Raw genomic sequence first — 16983 nt, 5'->3', positions numbered from 1 at the left:
AAGGGCGGTGTCTTAACCACTTGACCAAGGGGCCATATAAAATTATATGGTGATCCACCCGAGATTCGAACTCGGGACACCCTGATTAAAAGTCAGGTGCTCTGCCGGCTGAGCTAGTGGATCATAAAAAATTTGGCAGGGGTAGCTGGATTCGAACCAACGATGACGGAGTCAGAGTCCGTTGCCTTACCGCTTGGCGATACCCCTATGGCTCCTCAAGTAGGACTCGAACCTACGACAAATCGGTTAACAGCCGATTGCTCTACCAACTGAGCTATTGAGGAACAATGTGTCGTTCTTTTCGGAACAATAAAAATTATAACAAAGAACAGCACAAAAAGCAATATTAATATTTCACTCAAAGCCTCTTCGCCCCTTACGACCCGATGACGGCGGGACGGCCGGGACAAAAATCGTCGCTTGAAAATAAGGTGCCCCCAAAAAGTCAGACTTTCTGGGAGCACCTCATTTTTTCTCTCTGTTATGATTTACATCATGCCGGGCATGCCGCCGGGCATACCGCCGGGCATTGCCGGAGCGGCCGCAGCCGGTTCGGGTTTATCCGAAATGAGCGTTTCCGTCGTAAGTACGAGGGAAGCGATGGATGCGGCATTCTGCAACGCCGTGCGTGCAACCTTTGCAGGATCAACGATACCTGCTTTAACCATATCCACATATTCTTCCTTCAAAGCGTCAAAGCCAACACCGTCGGCAGATTCTTTAACCTGTGCGACAATGACGGAACCTTCCAGGCCCGCATTGTGGGCAATCTGGCGGACCGGTTCTTCAACGGCGCGTTTTACGAGGTTAATGCCTGTCTGAATGTCGCCTTCTTCTTTGAATTCGTCCAATACCGGAAGAATGTCGACGAACGTCGTGCCGCCGCCTGCAACAATACCTTCTTCAACGGCTGCGCGTGTAGCGTTCAGCGCATCTTCCAGACGGAGTTTTTTCTCTTTCAATTCAACTTCCGTTGCGGCGCCGACTTCGATCACGGCTACGCCGCCGGACATTTTAGCCAGGCGTTCCTGCAATTTTTCCTTATCGAAATCGGATGTCGTTTCGGCGATTTGAGCTTTAATCTGCGCAATACGGTCTTTAATGGCCGTTGAATCGCCGTGGCCTTCGACGATAGTCGTTTCATCCTTGGTCACGCGGATCTGGCGGGCCGTGCCGAGATCTTCCATGGTAATGCTGTCAAGTTTACGGCCGATATCTTCTGTAATAACCGTCGCGCCCGTCAGGGTGGCAATATCCTGGAGCATCGCTTTACGGCGGTCACCGAATCCGGGAGCCTTAACGGCTACGGCTTTAAAGGTACCGCGAAGTTTGTTGACAACAAGAGTTGCCAATGCTTCGCCTTCCACGTCTTCCGCAATGATCAGGAGCTCCTTGCCCGCCTGTACGACTTTTTCGAGAGTCGGGAGCATTTCCTGAATGGATGCAATCTTACGATCCGTTACGAGGATGTACGGTTCGGACATAACAGCTTCCATCTTATCCGGATCCGTTACCATGTACGGGGAAATATAGCCGCGGTCGAACTGCATGCCTTCCACAACGGAAAGCTGCGTGCCCATGGTCTTCGATTCTTCAACGGTAATAACGCCGTCTTTGCCGACCTTTTCCATAGCGTCCGCAATGAGTCCGCCCACTTCTTCATCGCCTGCGGAAATAGACGCTACCTGAGCGATAGCCGCTTTATCGTTAACTTCGATAGCGCGTTTCTTGATTTCTTCAACCAAACGGTTAACCGCTTTTTCAACGCCCCGTTTCAAAATCATCGGATTGGCGCCGGCTGCCACGTTGCGCATGCCTTCCTGAATCATGGCCTGTGCCAGGAGAGTGGCCGTCGTCGTGCCGTCACCCGCCACATCGTTTGTTTTCGTGGCAACTTCCTTAACGAGCTGAGCGCCCATATTTTCAAAAGGATCTTCCAATTCAATATCTCTGGCAATGGTAACACCGTCGTTTGTAATCGCCGGCGCGCCGAATTTCTTATCCAATACTACATTACGGCCTTTGGGCCCCAACGTTACTTTTACGGCGTTAGCCAATGCATCTACACCGTTGCCGAGAGCGCGGCGTGCTTCTTCATTAAATAAAATCTGTTTTGCCATTATCGTATCACTCCTTGGAAAAGTTTATTAAATAGTTGCCAAAATGTCGCGTTCGCTTACGATGAGGTAATCGACGCCTTCGTATTTGACTTCCGTACCGGCATATTTAGAAAAAATAATCTTATCGCCTACGCTTACTTCTAAAGGAGTACGCGTGCCGTTGTCCTGCAATTTGCCCGAACCTACGGCGACAACTTCACCCTGGCTCGGTTTTTCCTTAGCCGTATCGGGCAGGAAAATGCCGCTGGCCGTTTTTTCTTCCTGTTCCAATACACGAATTACCACACGATCTCCTAACGGTTTAATCATTATATATTCCTCCTCTTGATCATCACTTCTTGTTAGCACTCTATCTCTACGAGTGCTAACTACATAACCTATATTACCCACTAAAGGTGAAAAAGTCAAGGTCTATTTTTTATTCTTATGCACAGTCGCTTTAATCAGTCCGAGGGCTACGTTTTTTAACGGGATACCCTTTTTCATACTGTACTGCTGCAGCCGTTTATACGCTTCCGCTTCACTGACGGAACAGGTGTCCATGAGTATGCCCTTAGCCCGTTCCACGGCCTTGCGGGTTTCTATTTCGTCCTGAAGTTCCGCTACTTCCCGTTCGTGCTCCAGCTGCCGTTTAAATTGCGCTGCGGCGACTTCCATGGCCGGAAAGAGATTGTCCGGATTGACAGGTTTTACAAGATACCCGTACACCCCCGACCCGGCCGCTTCCTCAACAACTTCTTTCCGGCCGTATGCCGTCAATAAGATAACCGGCGCCGCCGCATTGCGGTGAATCATACGGGCTGCGCGAATCCCGTCGAGGCGAGGCATTTTTACGTCAAGAAAAACTATATCCGGCCGCTTCGCATAAACCAGTTCCACTGCTTCCATCCCGTCCGACGCCATGCCGACGACGGTATGTCCGGCTTCCTCCAATATTTCTTTCAAGTCCATACAGATCAGCGCTTCATCATCGGCAATAACGATACGATAAGCCATGAATCATCACTCCTTTATCAGAGGAAAGGTCAATGTCGCAACGGTACCGTTCGGTTCATTCGGCCCGATCCGGAAAGCGCCGTGCAAATCCTTTTCCGCAATAGTACGAACGATGTCCAGGCCGAGATGACTTCGTTTTTCTCCGTTGCCGCCACCCGCACCCAGGCCGCGGCCCGTATCGGCAACCGTAATCGTACAGTTCCCGTCAGCCGCCGTAAGCGTTACGGTCAAAACGCCGGCCTTCAGTCCTGCGAAACCGTGCGAAAGTGAATTCGTGATCAATTCGTTCAAAACGAGGGCTACCGAAACGGCTTCCCGTGAGGACAAGTATAAAGAGGCCCCGTCAAAAGCCGTAATTACTTTCAGGTCGGCTCCGGTCAGGCTCCGCGTCAACAGGCCGAGCAGCCGCTTCGCCATAGCCGACGCGTCGATCCGTTCTCCGTCATGCAGGGACAGCGTCTCATGGACAAGAGAAATACTGAGAATGCGGTTAAGCGATTCCTGTAAGGCCGCTTTGGCCTCCTCAGTTGCAACGCGGCGCATTTGCATGCGCAAAAGGCCGGCCACCGTCTGCAGATTATTTTTGACACGGTGATGAATTTCCTTGATAACCGACTGTTTTACGAGAAGTTCTTCCTCTTTCCGGCGTATTTCCGTCCGTTCCGTCATAATCAGTACGAGGCGGAAAAGCTTGCCGCTCCGCAAAAGAGGAATAACGCGCATCGTCAAAGACGCCCGGGGACGGTTAATCTCTTCGATCGCCCCCTGCCGCGTGACGAGAGCATGCCTGGCGGCAGCCAGATCAAGGCGGCCGCTGTAAATGGTCTCGCCGCACAGCGGAGCGGTCCGCCCCCGGAAGCGCATAATATTTTCAGCCATATCGTCGGCATAGGTGATCTTCCCCGTGCTGTCGACGAGAATAACGCCGTCCTGAACGGAAAGCCGCTTATACAGCCCCGGCAGGCCGCCTGCCGAAGGCACCTGGAGCGCACTGAAAGCCGTTTCCGTAAGAATCCGTTTATCTGCGGCAACTTCTCCCGTAAAGGTGATAACGGCAATGGTCTTGCCGCCGTTATCGACAAACGGATACGCAACCATCGGCTCCGTCCTGCCGTAATCGACTTCTTTCAAAGCGGTCAGGCTGTCCTTTCCCGCCATGACCTGCGCCACGACAGGCTCTTCACCGGCGGTGACGCACGCACCGACAGAATCGGCAAAATCCCCTTCTTCACCGCGATCGAAAAGAGGCTTCTTCAACGCCGCCAGAACAAGCGCGCCTTCTTCTCGGGCCGGCACGAAAAGAGACAGCCTGCGCTGCGACAGATCACTGGCAAATTGCAGAAGCGGTTCGCTGTTTTGTAGAATATGTATTTGTACGTCCGATAAAGAACTGCTTTGCCGGCAGATCTGCGCAACTGTCCGCGTCATGATTTACTCCGCTGTTCCCGCGACGGGAAGGGCCGGCCTGGCATTGAGCGCAAGATCCGCAAAATGCCCGGCACAAGCCATATAATAAGCACGGCACCCGATCATGGCGCCGTTATCAGTGCAAAGAATCGGTTCAGGCTTGTAGAAGGCAATGCCTTCTTTCACGCAGGCGGCTTTCATTGTTTTGCCGAGCGCACTGTTGGCGGCGACCCCGCCGGCCAGCACAACCTGCTTGAAGCCGGACAGCTTTGCCGCGTCCATCGTCTTTTCGACAAGCGTATCGACAACCGTCTTCTGAAAACTCGCGGCCACGTCGTTCGGGTTATACCCTTCACCGCGCTGCTCCTGCGTGTGCAAATAATTCAAGACGGCCGACTTTAGACCGCTGAAGCTGAACTCGAAATTATGCTTTTCATGAAATGCCTTCGGAAACTCAATCGCCTCAGGATTGCCGTTTTCGGCCAGTTTATCGATTTGCGGGCCGCCCGGATAAGGATACCCCATAACACGGGCAATTTTGTCAAAGGCTTCCCCGGCCGCATCATCACGGGTCTGCCCCATGAGTGTAAACCGATTGTAATCCGACACCTTGACAAGCTGTGTATGGCCGCCCGAAACGACGAGCGCCAGAAAAGGCGGTTCCAAATCGGGATGGCTGAGAAAGTTCGCAAAAATATGGCCTTCCATGTGATTAACGCCGACCAGCGGCTTATCCGCGGCAAAGCTGAGAGCCTTTGCCGTGGCCACGCCGACGAGCAGGGCTCCTACCAGGCCGGGGCCGTACGTGACGCCGATATGATCCACCTCGGCCAAAGTCACGCCCGCTTCATCAAGCGCCTGTTTAACGACGGGCATGACATATTCAATATGCTGCCGTGACGCTATTTCCGGCACGACGCCGCCGAAAAGACGATGTACGGGAACCTGTGTTGCTATAATGTTGGATAAAATGCGGCGGCCGTCTTCGATAACGGCAACGGAAGTTTCGTCGCAGCTGGTTTCCAAAGCAAGTGTATACATAGAGTCTGTCCTTTACTCAGCGCACCCACGGGTACGCTTCTTTTTTACAATCCATAACATATGCGTCTTCCACAGGATCCGAATAATAGTTTTTCCGTACGCTCAATACTTCATACCCGAGTTTTCTGTACAGGTGCAGGGCGTCCCTGTTGGAGACGCGCACTTCCAGAAAGATGTCATTACAGCCCGCCTCCCACGCCGCTTCCATCAGGACGCGCACGAGCAGTTCCCCGTACCCTTTGCGGCGGAACTTACTGCGCAGGGCAATATTCGTAATCTGTCCTTCATCAAGGACCTGCCAAAGGCCGGCATAGCCGGCGATAAGGCCGTCCTCCTGTTCAAGGACATAGTAAATGGTCCGTTCCGGGTCGGCAAGTTCCCGTTGTATGGACGCAAGGGACCAGGGAAGGGAAAAAGCCTCCCGCTCAACGTCAAAAATCCCTTCATCGTCCGTGAGTTCCGCCTTGCGTACAATTATTGACATGACGTGCCACCGTGCCGTTTCTCCCAAAGGACTTCCGCTTCACTGCGGCGCTTGTAGGCAGGCGTCAGAGTCATGCAGTCATCCGTATCGCCGGCAGCAAAACGCCCGGCGGCAGCCATTGCCAGGGCGCCTGCCCGGGGAATGACCATATGGGGCAGCGCCAACGTACAGCGCGGACCAGCTGCAGTAATAGCCGAAGCAAATTTTAAAGCCCCGTCACCGCAGAAAACAACGGCTCTGCCGCCGTCTGCACAGCTTGCGATGACATCGGCGGCCGGAAGGACGGTAACGGCTCTTTCCTCTCTCAAAACACCGTCCTGCCAGGTATAGAGGGCCGCATAAACATACCGCCTCTGCGCATCGATAAGAGGACAGACGGCTTTGGCGGAGTCGACAAAATTCCAGGCAAGGCTGCGCGGCGTCTCTACGCCCACGAGGGGAACGCCCCAGGCAAAGCTCAGGCCCTTTGCCGTTGCCAGTCCGATACGCAAGCCCGTGAAAGAGCCGGGGCCGACGGACACGGCAACACCGTCTATTCCGTCTTTGCGGACAGCCGCTTTTCGCAGCATATCCGCAATGTGCGGCATCAGTTGTTCCGAATGAGTCAGTCTGGCCTGAACCGTCACTTCCGCACGCAGCACGTTCCGGTGCAGCAGGGCGACGCTTGAAACCAAACTGGATGTCTCAATGGCGAGAAGCATAACTTTCTACCTCTTTCATTAAATCGTTCCATCGGTCCGGAGCGGCTTCCACCGTTATTTCCCGTTCCGTACCGCTCACCTTTTGAAGCGTAATAACCGCCGCGTCAACGGGCAGGCGGCCGGGAAATTTTTCCGACCATTCGATGAGGGACACGCCGCCGTCCCAATAGTCTTCAAGCCCCAGCGTATCTATTTCCGCCTCCGTCTCGAGGCGGTAGAAATCAAAATGCTGCAGAGGCGGTATGTGATCATAGCAGTTCATCAGTGAAAAAGTCGGGCTGACGACAGGCGCGTCGATTCCCATGCCTTTGGCGACTCCCTGGACGAATGAGTTTTTCCGGCGCCGAGACCGCCGCGCAGAGCAATAACATCACCCGCACGCAAAACCGTCCCGATCCGCCTGCCCAAAGCAACCGTATCAGCTTCACTATAAGTATGTACTGTAAGTTTCATTATGCTTCCTCACTGAAATGAGTCCATCCGACAGGCGGCAAGACATTGTGCACGCCGTCCGTTTCCAGCCAGACCGTCCCCTTGCCGGTCTCCACCGTACCGATAGGCGTCACATAATCACAATCTCTTTGCAAGGCTGCAAAGTCGTCGGGCCGGAGCGTAAAAACGAGTTCATAATCTTCTCCGCCGGTGAGGGCATAGGCATACGGGTCCTTGCCCGCCAGTTTTGCCCAGTGCCGCAGTTCGTCCGACAAGGGAATGCGCTCTTTTTGCAAAATCAGATCGACCCGGCTCGCCTTGGCAATCTCATTGCTTTCGCTGGCCAAGCCGTCACTGATGTCGTTCAGGCTGTGGCAGCGATGCTTTACCAGGAGCCTGCCCAGTTCAATCTGCGGTTCCGGCAGCGCATGCGCTTTCTTCAAACGGGAAAAACCGTCCGCTCCGTGCAGGAATACATCAAGGCCCGCGCCGGAATCGCCGAGCGTATGCGACACGGCTACAATGTCGCCGGCCTGTGCCCCGCTGCGGCGGACGGCTTTCCCCGCTTCCACCTCGCCGAAAGCGGCGACCGTGATGACCATGCCCTTCTTTCGACATGACCGTATCACCGCCGAGAATATTCACCTTGTATTTGCGGCAAATATCCTTAATGCCCCGGTAAAGCTCAATGAGTTCGGCCGAATCCATATCCGGCGCGATGGCCGTCGAAAGAATGATATGAGTCGGTACCGCGCCCATCGCGGCAATATCGCTCAGATTGGAAGCCACCGCCTTATAGCCCGCATCGTACCACGTTGCCGTTTTGCCGATAATGAAATGGCTGTTTTCCACCATTGTATCGATAACGGCAACCTGTTCCGTACCGTCAGTTGTCTTATAGACGGCCCCGTCATCACCGATACCGATGACGACCGGGCCGGGATTAAAGAGCGTATTGTCCTTTACGGCATCAATAAAACCGAATTCACCGAGTTCTTTAATATTCACTGGCACTCACCGCCTGCACATGTACAGTATTCAATCCTTTTAAAAGCGTTCTCACATCTTATTTATTTTAAAATAAGATAGTCTCCTTGTACAGTCCCGGCCGCCATAAAATAAGGCCTCCCGGAAAAAGGAGGCCTGCCGTCACTCCGCCTTGTAGTCATAAGCTATGCGCTCACCGCCGCGCACCGCAACGATCCCACAGGGAATAAAGCCGAATTTTTCCACGGCGCGCCGCATAGGGAGATTGTCTCTGTGCGTATCGACACGAAGATACGGATGCCTGCCGGCACAAAAAGAAAAGCAGGCCTGCGCCGCACCTCGTGCCGTCGCGGCCGCCGCCAGACGATGAATGGTACCGTACGGTTCATTATAGCGCCATGCACCGTCACGAATGCGGTCATACGTCGGTTCAGGTCCGATAATAAAGGAAAAAACGGCAACGACGGTCTGTCCCTCCAGACAAACGAAGCAGGTGCCGTCATGAATGTCTTTCTTGATAATCTCTTCATTCGGGTACGTTTCGGGCCACTGGTTCGGATTGCCGCTGCTGCGCATAAAACTGCGGGCCCGGTCATAAATATCCGAAATTCTTTTCATATCTTCAATATCCGCCTGACGGATTTTCACCATGCTTCTCTCCTCTTACGGCGCCGTTGCCGGATGAGTATAATCTAAAATACGAATCCCGTTACCTACATCGGCAGCCACCGTATCGCGCATCTTCCTGCCGAAGGGACAGGTAAACCCGATGGGCGTCCCCTTTTGAATGCACGAGGCAAAAGCAATCGTATCGGCGCCTCGCTCCACGAGCTTTCGTGCGCGCAATACCGCTTTTTTGCCGGGACAGCCTCCGCAATTACAAAATCCGACGAGCGTGATGTCACCTTCGACTCCCTCAAAGGCGCCGCTCTTTTCCCGTATAGTCTTGAAATCTCTCGTACCGGGGCAAAAATCTTCCGTCTGCATACAACGAATAATTCCCAACTTCATATCAGTCACCTCCGTTAAAGCACGGTTCTTACACTCTCCGAAAAATATCAGTTTCCGTGTATCTTACAGCTGCGGCAGTTTACGGCGATACACGACCGTCTCCCGGCCCGTTTTTCCCATCTCTTTCTTCCTTTTCCCGTGTAAAAGAATGCTCAACTTTCACTATACGAAAAGCCCATGAATCCCCGTGGGGTGAAGAGTTCATGGGCTTTTTATACTTTCACACGCTTACTGCACGGTACCGCCTTAACGAATATACTGTTCCGCCCAGTCTTTCAACTCTCCTTCTCCCGTATCGGCGGCAAAGCGTTTCCCTTCTTTCAGGTCCGCTCCCGCACAGGACGATGCCAGACGTTCACTCGTACGGCCCATGCCGCTGCCGCCGGACGTGGCAAAGGGTACGACTGTCTTGCCTTGTAAATCATACTCTTCAAGAAATGTACGGATAATCGCGGGCGCCGTATACCACCATATGGGAAAGCCTATAAACACTGTTTTGTACCGGTCCATATTGCCTACAGCCGTCGCAATTTCCGGACGGGAAGCACTGTCATTCATTTCCACGGAGCTGCGGCTGTCCTGCTTCGTCCAGTCCAGATCCTCCGCTTTATACGGAACTTTCGGTACAATTTCGTATAAGTCCGCTCCGATGGCATTTGCCAACCGGGCCGCAACCCCGGCGGTCACTCCGGTCGCACTGAAATAAGCAACTAACGTATTCATCATTCTTCTCACCTTCCTCTCCCCGTTTCCCGTACCGCTTCTTTTCGGTCGATAATGCTGCCTTTCCGGCCCCCCTATTGATCACGCCGGCCGAGAGAGGACGCTTAAACACCGAGCAGGTGTATTACGGCATTATACGTGATTTCATAAGCGGACATAAAGCGGAAGCTCACTTTTGCCCGTTTCATCGCTTCCTTTTGCTTGTCCGACACTGTCGTATACGGATAAATGCCGAACATAAAAGGAAAGAACGCAAAAACAAAGCCGTCTCTGACTTCTGCGGACATCCCCGGAAAGAACTGCTTCAGACAGGCATCAACGGCACGTATCGTATTGCCGTAAACAACTTTAAACTCCGCCAGCCGTTCGGGGCCGCTGTTGATCTCCATGTCATAATGATTCATCGCCAAAAGCTTCAGCAGCCGCGGGCGTTCGGCAAGAGACCTGGCAAACGCATCGGTAAATGCGTCGCGGCTCATCGTCTTATGCTCCCTGCACAGCGAATTGAGATCGGTTGTCCATCCTTCATATTCGCGCTGCAAAAGAGCGAGAAAGATTTCCTCCTTCGTCCGGAAATAATTATAAATAGACGGCCGTGTAAACGACGTGAAATTGGCAATTTCCTTTATTGTCACATTTTTAAAGGTCATAGTTTCATATAATTTCGCACAGGCGTTTATGATTTCTTCACGCCGCGCCCGCGTCAATTCAGGTGAGCCTTTCGGCATAACAATCTCCTTCCGATAAAGCCGTGTGGCTACGATGCGATCCTGTACAGTACCTTATCTATATCATACCGACTGTTCCAGATGAAATCAATACCGACAGATACACGGCCGTCTATTTAAATCCTTCTTCATATATAACATCATCCATCAGATTGTCATAATACGGCTCACACTCGCTGAAACCGAACTTCTTATAAAGGTGAATCGCCGCTTGGAACGGTTCAAGCGTATCAAGAACCATTTCCGCATAGCCTGCGTTCCCTACTCGCTCAAGAAGCATCGCAATCAGCTTCTCACTGGACTCCCCCCCCTTCTCCACGGGCTTACATATACAGCGTTTCATCTCACAGCACCGGTCCGAACGGCGTCGCTAGGCAATGCTACCGTATGCCGTCCCGTCTTCGACCGCAGCCAGCAGATCCCCTTCCGGGGCTTATACTGCCCGGCAAGATCGGCCAACTCTTCATCCTGATGCCGGAAGGACAGATCCCTGACGATCCGGTTCATATACTCTATAATCAGATCCTTCACCCGGTCAAGGTAAGGCGCGCCGTCAACGCCGCCGCGCAGTTACAGTTTTCCCTTGTCAATATAAGCAGAACATGCCTGTCACAGTTAATGTCCGGCGCCGCAAGAACATAGCCGTCCCCGAAAGCATTGACTACAGCGCCCCATTTATGAATATTTTCCCATTCGGCATACATATTTTCCTCAATCATAAATGCCGTACCAACAGTCAGGTCTTTAACCGCATTGATAAATTCATCTTTTCCGCTTTCCGGTCAAGTTCATATGCCCGACTGACTGCTATAGGCTCTCCGGTGAGATCAAGCCGGGCATTATCTATGTCATTCAAATCGTTAATCCTTTTTCTGTTTGCAAATTGCCGAGCCTTCTTCTGATCCCCGATTAATATTTTCACCAGCTCTCTAAACCACTTTTTACGCGCCCCTTGTCATCCTCCATCTCAACATGCTGTTCCGTAGGCGGAAAAATGTTTTTAATAATAAATGCTTTCATGATAGATACGGCTCGGATAAAAGTGAATTTCTGCACACTATATCAGGCTCCGTTTATCCCCATATGTGGCATGACAAATGGTTTCATCTTATCTGGCAACGCCTTCATAGACGTACAGCCGTATAGCCGTATATTTTACGCGGAGAGATTATCTCAACATACATATTGTTCCTCTCCTACATAGTTTTCATAATAGTTGTCTACTGCCCTAATTATGAAAATCAGGAGGTTAGACAATTTATATAAATTTGATAAACTTCCTTTCCAATTTTTCAGCATCAAGACAGTACCACCTTGCAAAATTTTTACTGTCAAGTTCTTGAATGCAAGATTACAATGTACATGTTACACCACGATACCGTCAGTTCATCAATCGCCTGCGTAAGCCGTATGACGGTACACTCGCTTAGCCCTGCCTATATCATCATTACCAGCAGCATACTGAGACGGAAACTGCCTCATCCTGCACATGCTTATTGGGAAAATCAGAAGGTTCAATTCTGTAGTGTTTAGTCATCTTCATCATAAAAATAGTCACTATCAACTCGTTTTATCTCGTAGCTATGTACAATACTGACTCCAAGATTATAGTTGATCATCAGTTGCGTAAGCATAACGCCGTCAAGCAGAACTATTTTTGCTGTCATATGCTTTTCAACAAAATCTCTAGCAGCTTTGCTGAAATGAGACGTAGTAATAAACAGTCCTTTATTCGCACCTTTACCCATTAAGGCGCCCGCAAATTGCTGAATATCTGGTCCACCAACAGGATGGCTATTGTCCCACCGTTTTGCTTGAACATAAATCTTATCAAAGCCAAGAGTATCCTGACGAATGATTCCATCGATACCTTCATCACCGGTTTTACCAGTAACTTTTGCAGGATTTTCCAATTCACCACCATACCCCATCTTTTCCAGTAAATCCATCACCAATCTCTCAAAAAAAGCAGGATCCTGCCCCATGATATTTGTCATAAGTTCATCAGCAGTCTGTAATGTAATTTTTTGATACGCCGCATTTATAATTTCCTGTGGTGTACTTTCAGATTCAGAATCGGGAAGCATCATCGGCTTCTTCGGTTCTTTTAATTCAGATACTTTCATAAAATCACGAAAACTTTTAAATTTTAAAAGATATTTATTGTCAATTTGTTCTTCTTTCTCCTTAGCGGCTTTCATACCTATATCTGTAATTTTATATTTTCCCCTAGTCGGACTCATAATGAGCCCGGCTTTCTTCAGGTATGTTCTTGCCCAACTGACGCGATTAGCGAGAATTGTCTTCCTATCACTTGGGAGCATAGCACTTTTATCCTCTTCGTCTAAACGGAATGCCTCGGCGCAATGCTTTATTGTCTCTCTAGAATTATGAACCTTACCGTCTGAAAGAAGAGCAAGAATCACACCATAAAATTCATCGTACGCTGGAATAGCCATGCATTCATCTCCTTCCCATTTCAGAGTTTAATCCTCTTTTTTACTTAAAAATATCGTACTGATACCAAAATGCTTCTCAAAGAAGGGCTTTAGTTTATCGATGATTATCTGCTCGTTTTGTAGGATTACAGTGTTATATGTTACATCGATACATAAAAAGCAACCTACCATGTATTCTAGTTTATCACATCTCCCTTCACCTGAAAATGTAGGATTACAATACATATGTTATACCGAATGTAGCGTATAATCAGACATATGTGACAAACCCTCATGCGGAATAAGTTAAGAAGAATTCTGTTACCACTTCATTGGGTGATTTAAATCCAAGTGTCCGTTTGCAATATTGTTATCGACTGGTGTACCGTCTATGGACTTTACGAAGCTCTTCTATGTTGTCGAAGCTACGGCGATAAAACCGTTCGCCGTCAACGCGGTGACTTCGTTCTACCTTCCCGTTTTGCCATGGAGAAAACGGTCGTATCGTCTTATGAATTATACCTAGCCTTTGGGCTGCTATATCAAACTGACAGAGCCGTTCTTTTTTTCCCCGGTTGGTAAATTCCCTGCCGTTATCCGTTTGGACTGTGATTACTTTAAATCCCATACACGCTTCTAACGTTACTAGGAACTCACCGGTGTTCGTAACGCTCTTTTCATCAATAATAGACATAACACACTCTCTTGAATACTCATCAATCGCCGTGAATTGACAGTACCGCATCCCTTGCGGGTTTTCCTTTATGCATTCTTGTGGCACATATTTTATATCCATCTGTACCTTTTCTCCCGGATACGATACGTCCTTCCCCTTCTACTTGCTTTTAGAAACGAGGGGTATCGGCTTACCGGTAAATTGATGCTTGCGTATTTGCTTGTACAGGGAGCAGTAAGAACGACGGTACGCTCGCTTACATACTTCTACATATACCCGGGCTAATCTTTCATGCCGATATCGGACATTCACACGTCGGATTAAGGCTAATTCATCCGGAGTATGTCGATTGGGTTGCCGATGTGGCCTGCGGCTTCGGGGACGCAAGGAGTCTATCGTGCCGTCGTACCGCTTTACCCAGCGTTTTACTTGCTGTCTACTGGTATGGTATCGTCGTGCTGCTGCCGCATTACTTCCGTATTTTATAGCCATTTCACATGCCCGTTTACGCAGTCTCAGTTCTTCGGTTATAGCAAGATTCGCAAGAAGGAGTCTCCTATTATCTTATTGAGTTAAGCACTTGCATTATAACAGAGTTCCTTCTTATTTATTTCTTTGGCACATATGTCCTGTTCTCTTTCATTAATTTTATAAAAACAACATAGGAGCAAAAGTTCCACCGGAAATTAAATAAGCACAGAAAAAGCACATAGCTGAAAGATTTTTAATGTCTTGAAGCCATGTGCTTTGTTTTTTATACTATTCGATTATTTAGACAAAGCGGGATTTACACTGCTATTTTATTTATAAATAGATAAAGTTGACAAAAATTTTATATAAAAGCCTTACAGACACCATTCTTATTGTTTATTACTGATTTAGAGTCGCGATTAAGTCTTCTAACACAGACTTTTCAATACCAGGAACAAAGTTTAGGAGCTGTCTCAACGGCATTCCTTCCATCATAGCATGCATCATTTCAGCGTTGACAGCATCTGATTGGCTATTTTCAGTGACCTGTTGGGCTTCTGTATATTCCACAAATGTTTTCCCCATCATTTGTTCAAAAAGAGGGCCGGCGTGCTTATCCGCCAGAACCTCCCCTATGGTAGAATTGAGATGAAATACCTTTCTCGGAGTTTTAACAGGTGAAACAACCACATCCGCTACCAAAATTTTCTCCTCAGCAGATCTCCCGATAATAATCTGATATTTACCCTCTTCCACAAACCAATCATGTGATTCTACATCCCAATACGCAAATGAACGCTTGTCCAACTCGACCGTTACTGTTTTGGTCTCTCCCGGCTCTAGTCCAATTTTATCAAATGCACGCAACTCCAGGCCAGGACGGATAATTTTACTATTTGGTGCTGCCACATAGACTTGAACGACTTCTCTTCCATAACAATGTCCTGTATTTGTCACATCTACACTAACAAGTAGTTTGTCAATGTCAGTCAGCTCAGTTTGACTAAGCACAAGATTATCATACGCGAACTGAGTATAAGACAACCCATGACCAAATGGAAATAGGACAGGCATTTCTTTAGAACTGTAATAGCGATACCCAACAAAAACCCCTTCGTGGTAAACAGACTTATCATTCTCCCCACCGTAATAGAGGTAGCAAGGGGTATCTTGTAAGCGAAGGGGGAAAGTTTCAGCTAGCCGGCCACTCGGGTTAACCTCTCCATAGAGCAAGTTTACAGTTGCTTCACCGACTGCCTGGCCTCCAAGATAAACTTCTAAAACTCCTTTTACCTTATCAATCCATGGCATTTCCACTGCAGACCCGTTATGAAGAACGACGACAAGATTTTCCTGAACCTGACTGAGTCTTTCCAATAATGCAATTTGATTGGCCGGAAGCTGCATGTGTTTGCGGTCATACCCCTCTGATTCATAACGATCCGGTAAGCCGATAAAGAGAACTGCGACATCTGACTTTTTAGCCAATTCTACTGCTTGATCCTCTAATTCCTCAACTGCAACATCCAGACCATCATCATAGCCTCTAGCATAGGTTACTTGAAGTTCCTTTGAAGCTTCTACTGCTGATACTAATTTAAAACTATTGATATGGGAGGAGCCACCACCTTGATATCGTGGTTCTTTGGCGTATTGGCCAATGAAAGCAACCTTTTGTTCTGTTTTAAGTGGTAAGATTTTATCTTTATTTTTCAAAAGAATACTGGATTCCTCTGCTAACTCGCGTGCAACTTGATGATCCGCTTCTCTGTCAAAGACCGCCTCTTGATTTCGATTATCAACATACTTAAAGACTACTGTCAAAAATCGTTCGACAGCCCGGTTGAGGAGTTCTTCATCCAAATCTCCGGATTGAACAGCTGCAATGAGTTCTTTATCAGTACGATCCGTCATACCTGGCATCTCTAATTCACAGCCGGCTTTGAGTGCATCAACTCGGTCGTTCATAGCACCCCAGTCACTCATGATATATCCATCAAAGCCCCATTCATCCCGAAGAATATCTGTCAAAATCAGTTTGTTCTCACAGAGATAGGTCCCGTTAAGCTTATTATAGGCCCCCATCATAGTCCATGGTTTTGCTTGCTTAACCATATTTTCAAAGGAAGCAAGGTAGATTTCTCGCATTGTTCGTTCATCCATAATCGAATCACTCATCATGCGGTGAAATTCTTGATTATTAGCCATGAAATGTTTAGGAGTGGTTACTACATTTTTGCTTTGCACTGCTTGAACATAGGCTATAGCCAATTCAGACGAAACAATTGGGTCTTCTGATAAATATTCAAAATTTCGACCACAGAGAGGAGAGCGTTTTATATTCATTGCAGGACCTAAGATTGTTGATACATTCTCAGCCTGGCATTCATTAGCCAGAGTTATTCCCAGCTTGGCAGCACTTTCTCTATCCCAACTTGAAGCGATAGCACAGCCTGCCGGAAAACAAACTGCAGGAATACTTTCGTTGAGTCCCAGGTGGTCACTTTTACCTTCTTGTTTTCGCAAACCATGTGGACCGTCTGATAACATAACTGACGGTATACCCAAACGACTAACCGCTTTAGTATTCCAAAAATCTTTTCCTGAACACAAACCTGCCTTTTCTTCCAAGGTCATTTGTTTAATCAAGTCTTGGATATTTCTTTCTGCCATAATCCTTCTCCTTTGGATAATATTTACAAGAATATAGTATGATCTTTAAAAGATAAAATATTGTAAAAAATCTTTTTATATAAATTATAACTTAA

18 protein-coding genes, 3 tRNA genes and 2 pseudogenes are annotated in these 16983 nt (G+C 48.7%); all 23 read right to left on the bottom strand.

The window, feature by feature from the left end:
• Window positions 1–47: 47 nt before the first annotated feature.
• Window positions 48–123 (bottom strand) — tRNA-Lys (locus tag HMPREF0080_RS04635).
• Between the two features lie 10 nt (window positions 124–133).
• Window positions 134–207 (bottom strand) — tRNA-Gln (locus HMPREF0080_RS04630).
• A 1-nt stretch (window position 208) separates the two neighbouring features.
• A tRNA-Asn gene (locus HMPREF0080_RS04625) sits at window positions 209–284 on the bottom strand.
• Window positions 285–488: 204 nt separating this feature from the next.
• On the bottom strand, window positions 489–2120 hold the full coding sequence (gene groL / locus HMPREF0080_RS04620; RefSeq protein WP_006790105.1) for a chaperonin GroEL: 1632 nt from the start codon (window positions 2118–2120) through the stop codon (window positions 489–491).
• A 27-nt stretch (window positions 2121–2147) separates the two neighbouring features.
• Complete coding sequence (gene groES / locus HMPREF0080_RS04615) at window positions 2148–2429, bottom strand: co-chaperone GroES (RefSeq protein ID WP_040347263.1); 282 nt, start codon at window positions 2427–2429, stop codon at window positions 2148–2150.
• 102 nt (window positions 2430–2531) lie between these two features.
• Window positions 2532–3116 (bottom strand): ANTAR domain-containing response regulator, encoded by a 585-nt coding sequence (locus HMPREF0080_RS04610; RefSeq protein WP_006790103.1) that lies wholly within the window; start codon window positions 3114–3116, stop codon window positions 2532–2534.
• Window positions 3117–3122: 6 nt separating this feature from the next.
• Window positions 3123–4544, bottom strand: coding sequence for a sensor histidine kinase (locus tag HMPREF0080_RS04605; RefSeq protein WP_006790102.1), 1422 nt, complete (start codon window positions 4542–4544; stop codon window positions 3123–3125).
• 3 nt (window positions 4545–4547) lie between these two features.
• The gene (gene tsaD / locus HMPREF0080_RS04600; protein WP_006790101.1) at window positions 4548–5564 is read right to left on the bottom strand and encodes a tRNA (adenosine(37)-N6)-threonylcarbamoyltransferase complex transferase subunit TsaD; all 1017 of its coding nucleotides are present in this window, start codon (window positions 5562–5564) and stop codon (window positions 4548–4550) included.
• A gap of 16 nt (window positions 5565–5580) precedes the next feature.
• Window positions 5581–6048: a ribosomal protein S18-alanine N-acetyltransferase gene (gene rimI, locus HMPREF0080_RS04595; protein ID WP_006790100.1), complete on the bottom strand. Its 468-nt coding sequence runs from the start codon at window positions 6046–6048 to the stop codon at window positions 5581–5583.
• The gene (gene tsaB / locus HMPREF0080_RS04590; RefSeq protein ID WP_006790099.1) at window positions 6039–6749 is read right to left on the bottom strand and encodes a tRNA (adenosine(37)-N6)-threonylcarbamoyltransferase complex dimerization subunit type 1 TsaB; all 711 of its coding nucleotides are present in this window, start codon (window positions 6747–6749) and stop codon (window positions 6039–6041) included. The genes rimI and tsaB overlap by 10 nt, the downstream gene beginning before the upstream one ends.
• Window positions 6733–7202, bottom strand: a pseudogene (tsaE, locus tag HMPREF0080_RS04585) (tRNA (adenosine(37)-N6)-threonylcarbamoyltransferase complex ATPase subunit type 1 TsaE). The gene tsaB and the pseudogene tsaE overlap by 17 nt, the downstream one beginning before the upstream one ends.
• Complete coding sequence (locus HMPREF0080_RS10765; protein WP_245527225.1) at window positions 7202–7777, bottom strand: thiamine-phosphate kinase; 576 nt, start codon at window positions 7775–7777, stop codon at window positions 7202–7204. The pseudogene tsaE and the gene HMPREF0080_RS10765 overlap by 1 nt, the downstream one beginning before the upstream one ends.
• Window positions 7659–8189 (bottom strand): thiamine-phosphate kinase, encoded by a 531-nt coding sequence (locus HMPREF0080_RS10760; RefSeq protein ID WP_006790094.1) that lies wholly within the window; start codon window positions 8187–8189, stop codon window positions 7659–7661. The genes HMPREF0080_RS10765 and HMPREF0080_RS10760 overlap by 119 nt, the downstream gene beginning before the upstream one ends.
• A 141-nt stretch (window positions 8190–8330) precedes the next feature.
• Window positions 8331–8819 (bottom strand): hypothetical protein, encoded by a 489-nt coding sequence (locus HMPREF0080_RS04575; protein ID WP_006790093.1) that lies wholly within the window; start codon window positions 8817–8819, stop codon window positions 8331–8333.
• Between the two features lie 12 nt (window positions 8820–8831).
• Window positions 8832–9179 (bottom strand): CGGC domain-containing protein, encoded by a 348-nt coding sequence (locus tag HMPREF0080_RS04570; RefSeq protein ID WP_006790092.1) that lies wholly within the window; start codon window positions 9177–9179, stop codon window positions 8832–8834.
• Between the two features lie 246 nt (window positions 9180–9425).
• Window positions 9426–9905: a flavodoxin gene (locus HMPREF0080_RS04565; RefSeq protein ID WP_006790091.1), complete on the bottom strand. Its 480-nt coding sequence runs from the start codon at window positions 9903–9905 to the stop codon at window positions 9426–9428.
• A gap of 101 nt (window positions 9906–10006) precedes the next feature.
• Window positions 10007–10630, bottom strand: coding sequence for a TetR/AcrR family transcriptional regulator (locus HMPREF0080_RS04560; protein WP_006790090.1), 624 nt, complete (start codon window positions 10628–10630; stop codon window positions 10007–10009).
• 112 nt (window positions 10631–10742) lie between these two features.
• A complete protein-coding gene (locus tag HMPREF0080_RS10240; RefSeq protein WP_006790089.1) occupies window positions 10743–10973 on the bottom strand; it encodes a GNAT family N-acetyltransferase in 231 nt (76 codons plus the stop codon).
• Window positions 10974–11157: 184 nt separating this feature from the next.
• Window positions 11158–11349: a hypothetical protein gene (locus tag HMPREF0080_RS04550; protein WP_006790087.1), complete on the bottom strand. Its 192-nt coding sequence runs from the start codon at window positions 11347–11349 to the stop codon at window positions 11158–11160.
• An 810-nt stretch (window positions 11350–12159) separates the two neighbouring features.
• Window positions 12160–13089, bottom strand: coding sequence for a restriction endonuclease (locus tag HMPREF0080_RS04540; RefSeq protein WP_006790084.1), 930 nt, complete (start codon window positions 13087–13089; stop codon window positions 12160–12162).
• A 349-nt stretch (window positions 13090–13438) separates the two neighbouring features.
• Window positions 13439–13870: pseudogene (locus HMPREF0080_RS10755) on the bottom strand (DDE-type integrase/transposase/recombinase); the annotation flags it as partial.
• 33 nt (window positions 13871–13903) lie between these two features.
• Window positions 13904–14236 carry a helix-turn-helix domain-containing protein gene (locus HMPREF0080_RS10750; protein ID WP_006790081.1) on the bottom strand — a complete coding sequence of 111 codons (333 nt, stop codon included), beginning with the start codon at window positions 14234–14236 and terminating at the stop codon, window positions 13904–13906.
• Window positions 14237–14614: 378 nt separating this feature from the next.
• Window positions 14615–16888, bottom strand: coding sequence for a glycoside hydrolase family 3 C-terminal domain-containing protein (locus tag HMPREF0080_RS04530; RefSeq protein WP_006790080.1), 2274 nt, complete (start codon window positions 16886–16888; stop codon window positions 14615–14617).
• Window positions 16889–16983 lie beyond the last annotated feature (95 nt).

It is taken from the genome of Megasphaera geminata F0357 (genome assembly GCF_000239275.1).
Lineage (GTDB): Bacteria > Bacillota > Negativicutes > Veillonellales > Megasphaeraceae > Megasphaera > Megasphaera geminata.
The sequence above is the reverse complement of the archived record's forward strand: the minus strand, read 5'-3'. Positions and strand labels throughout refer to the sequence as shown.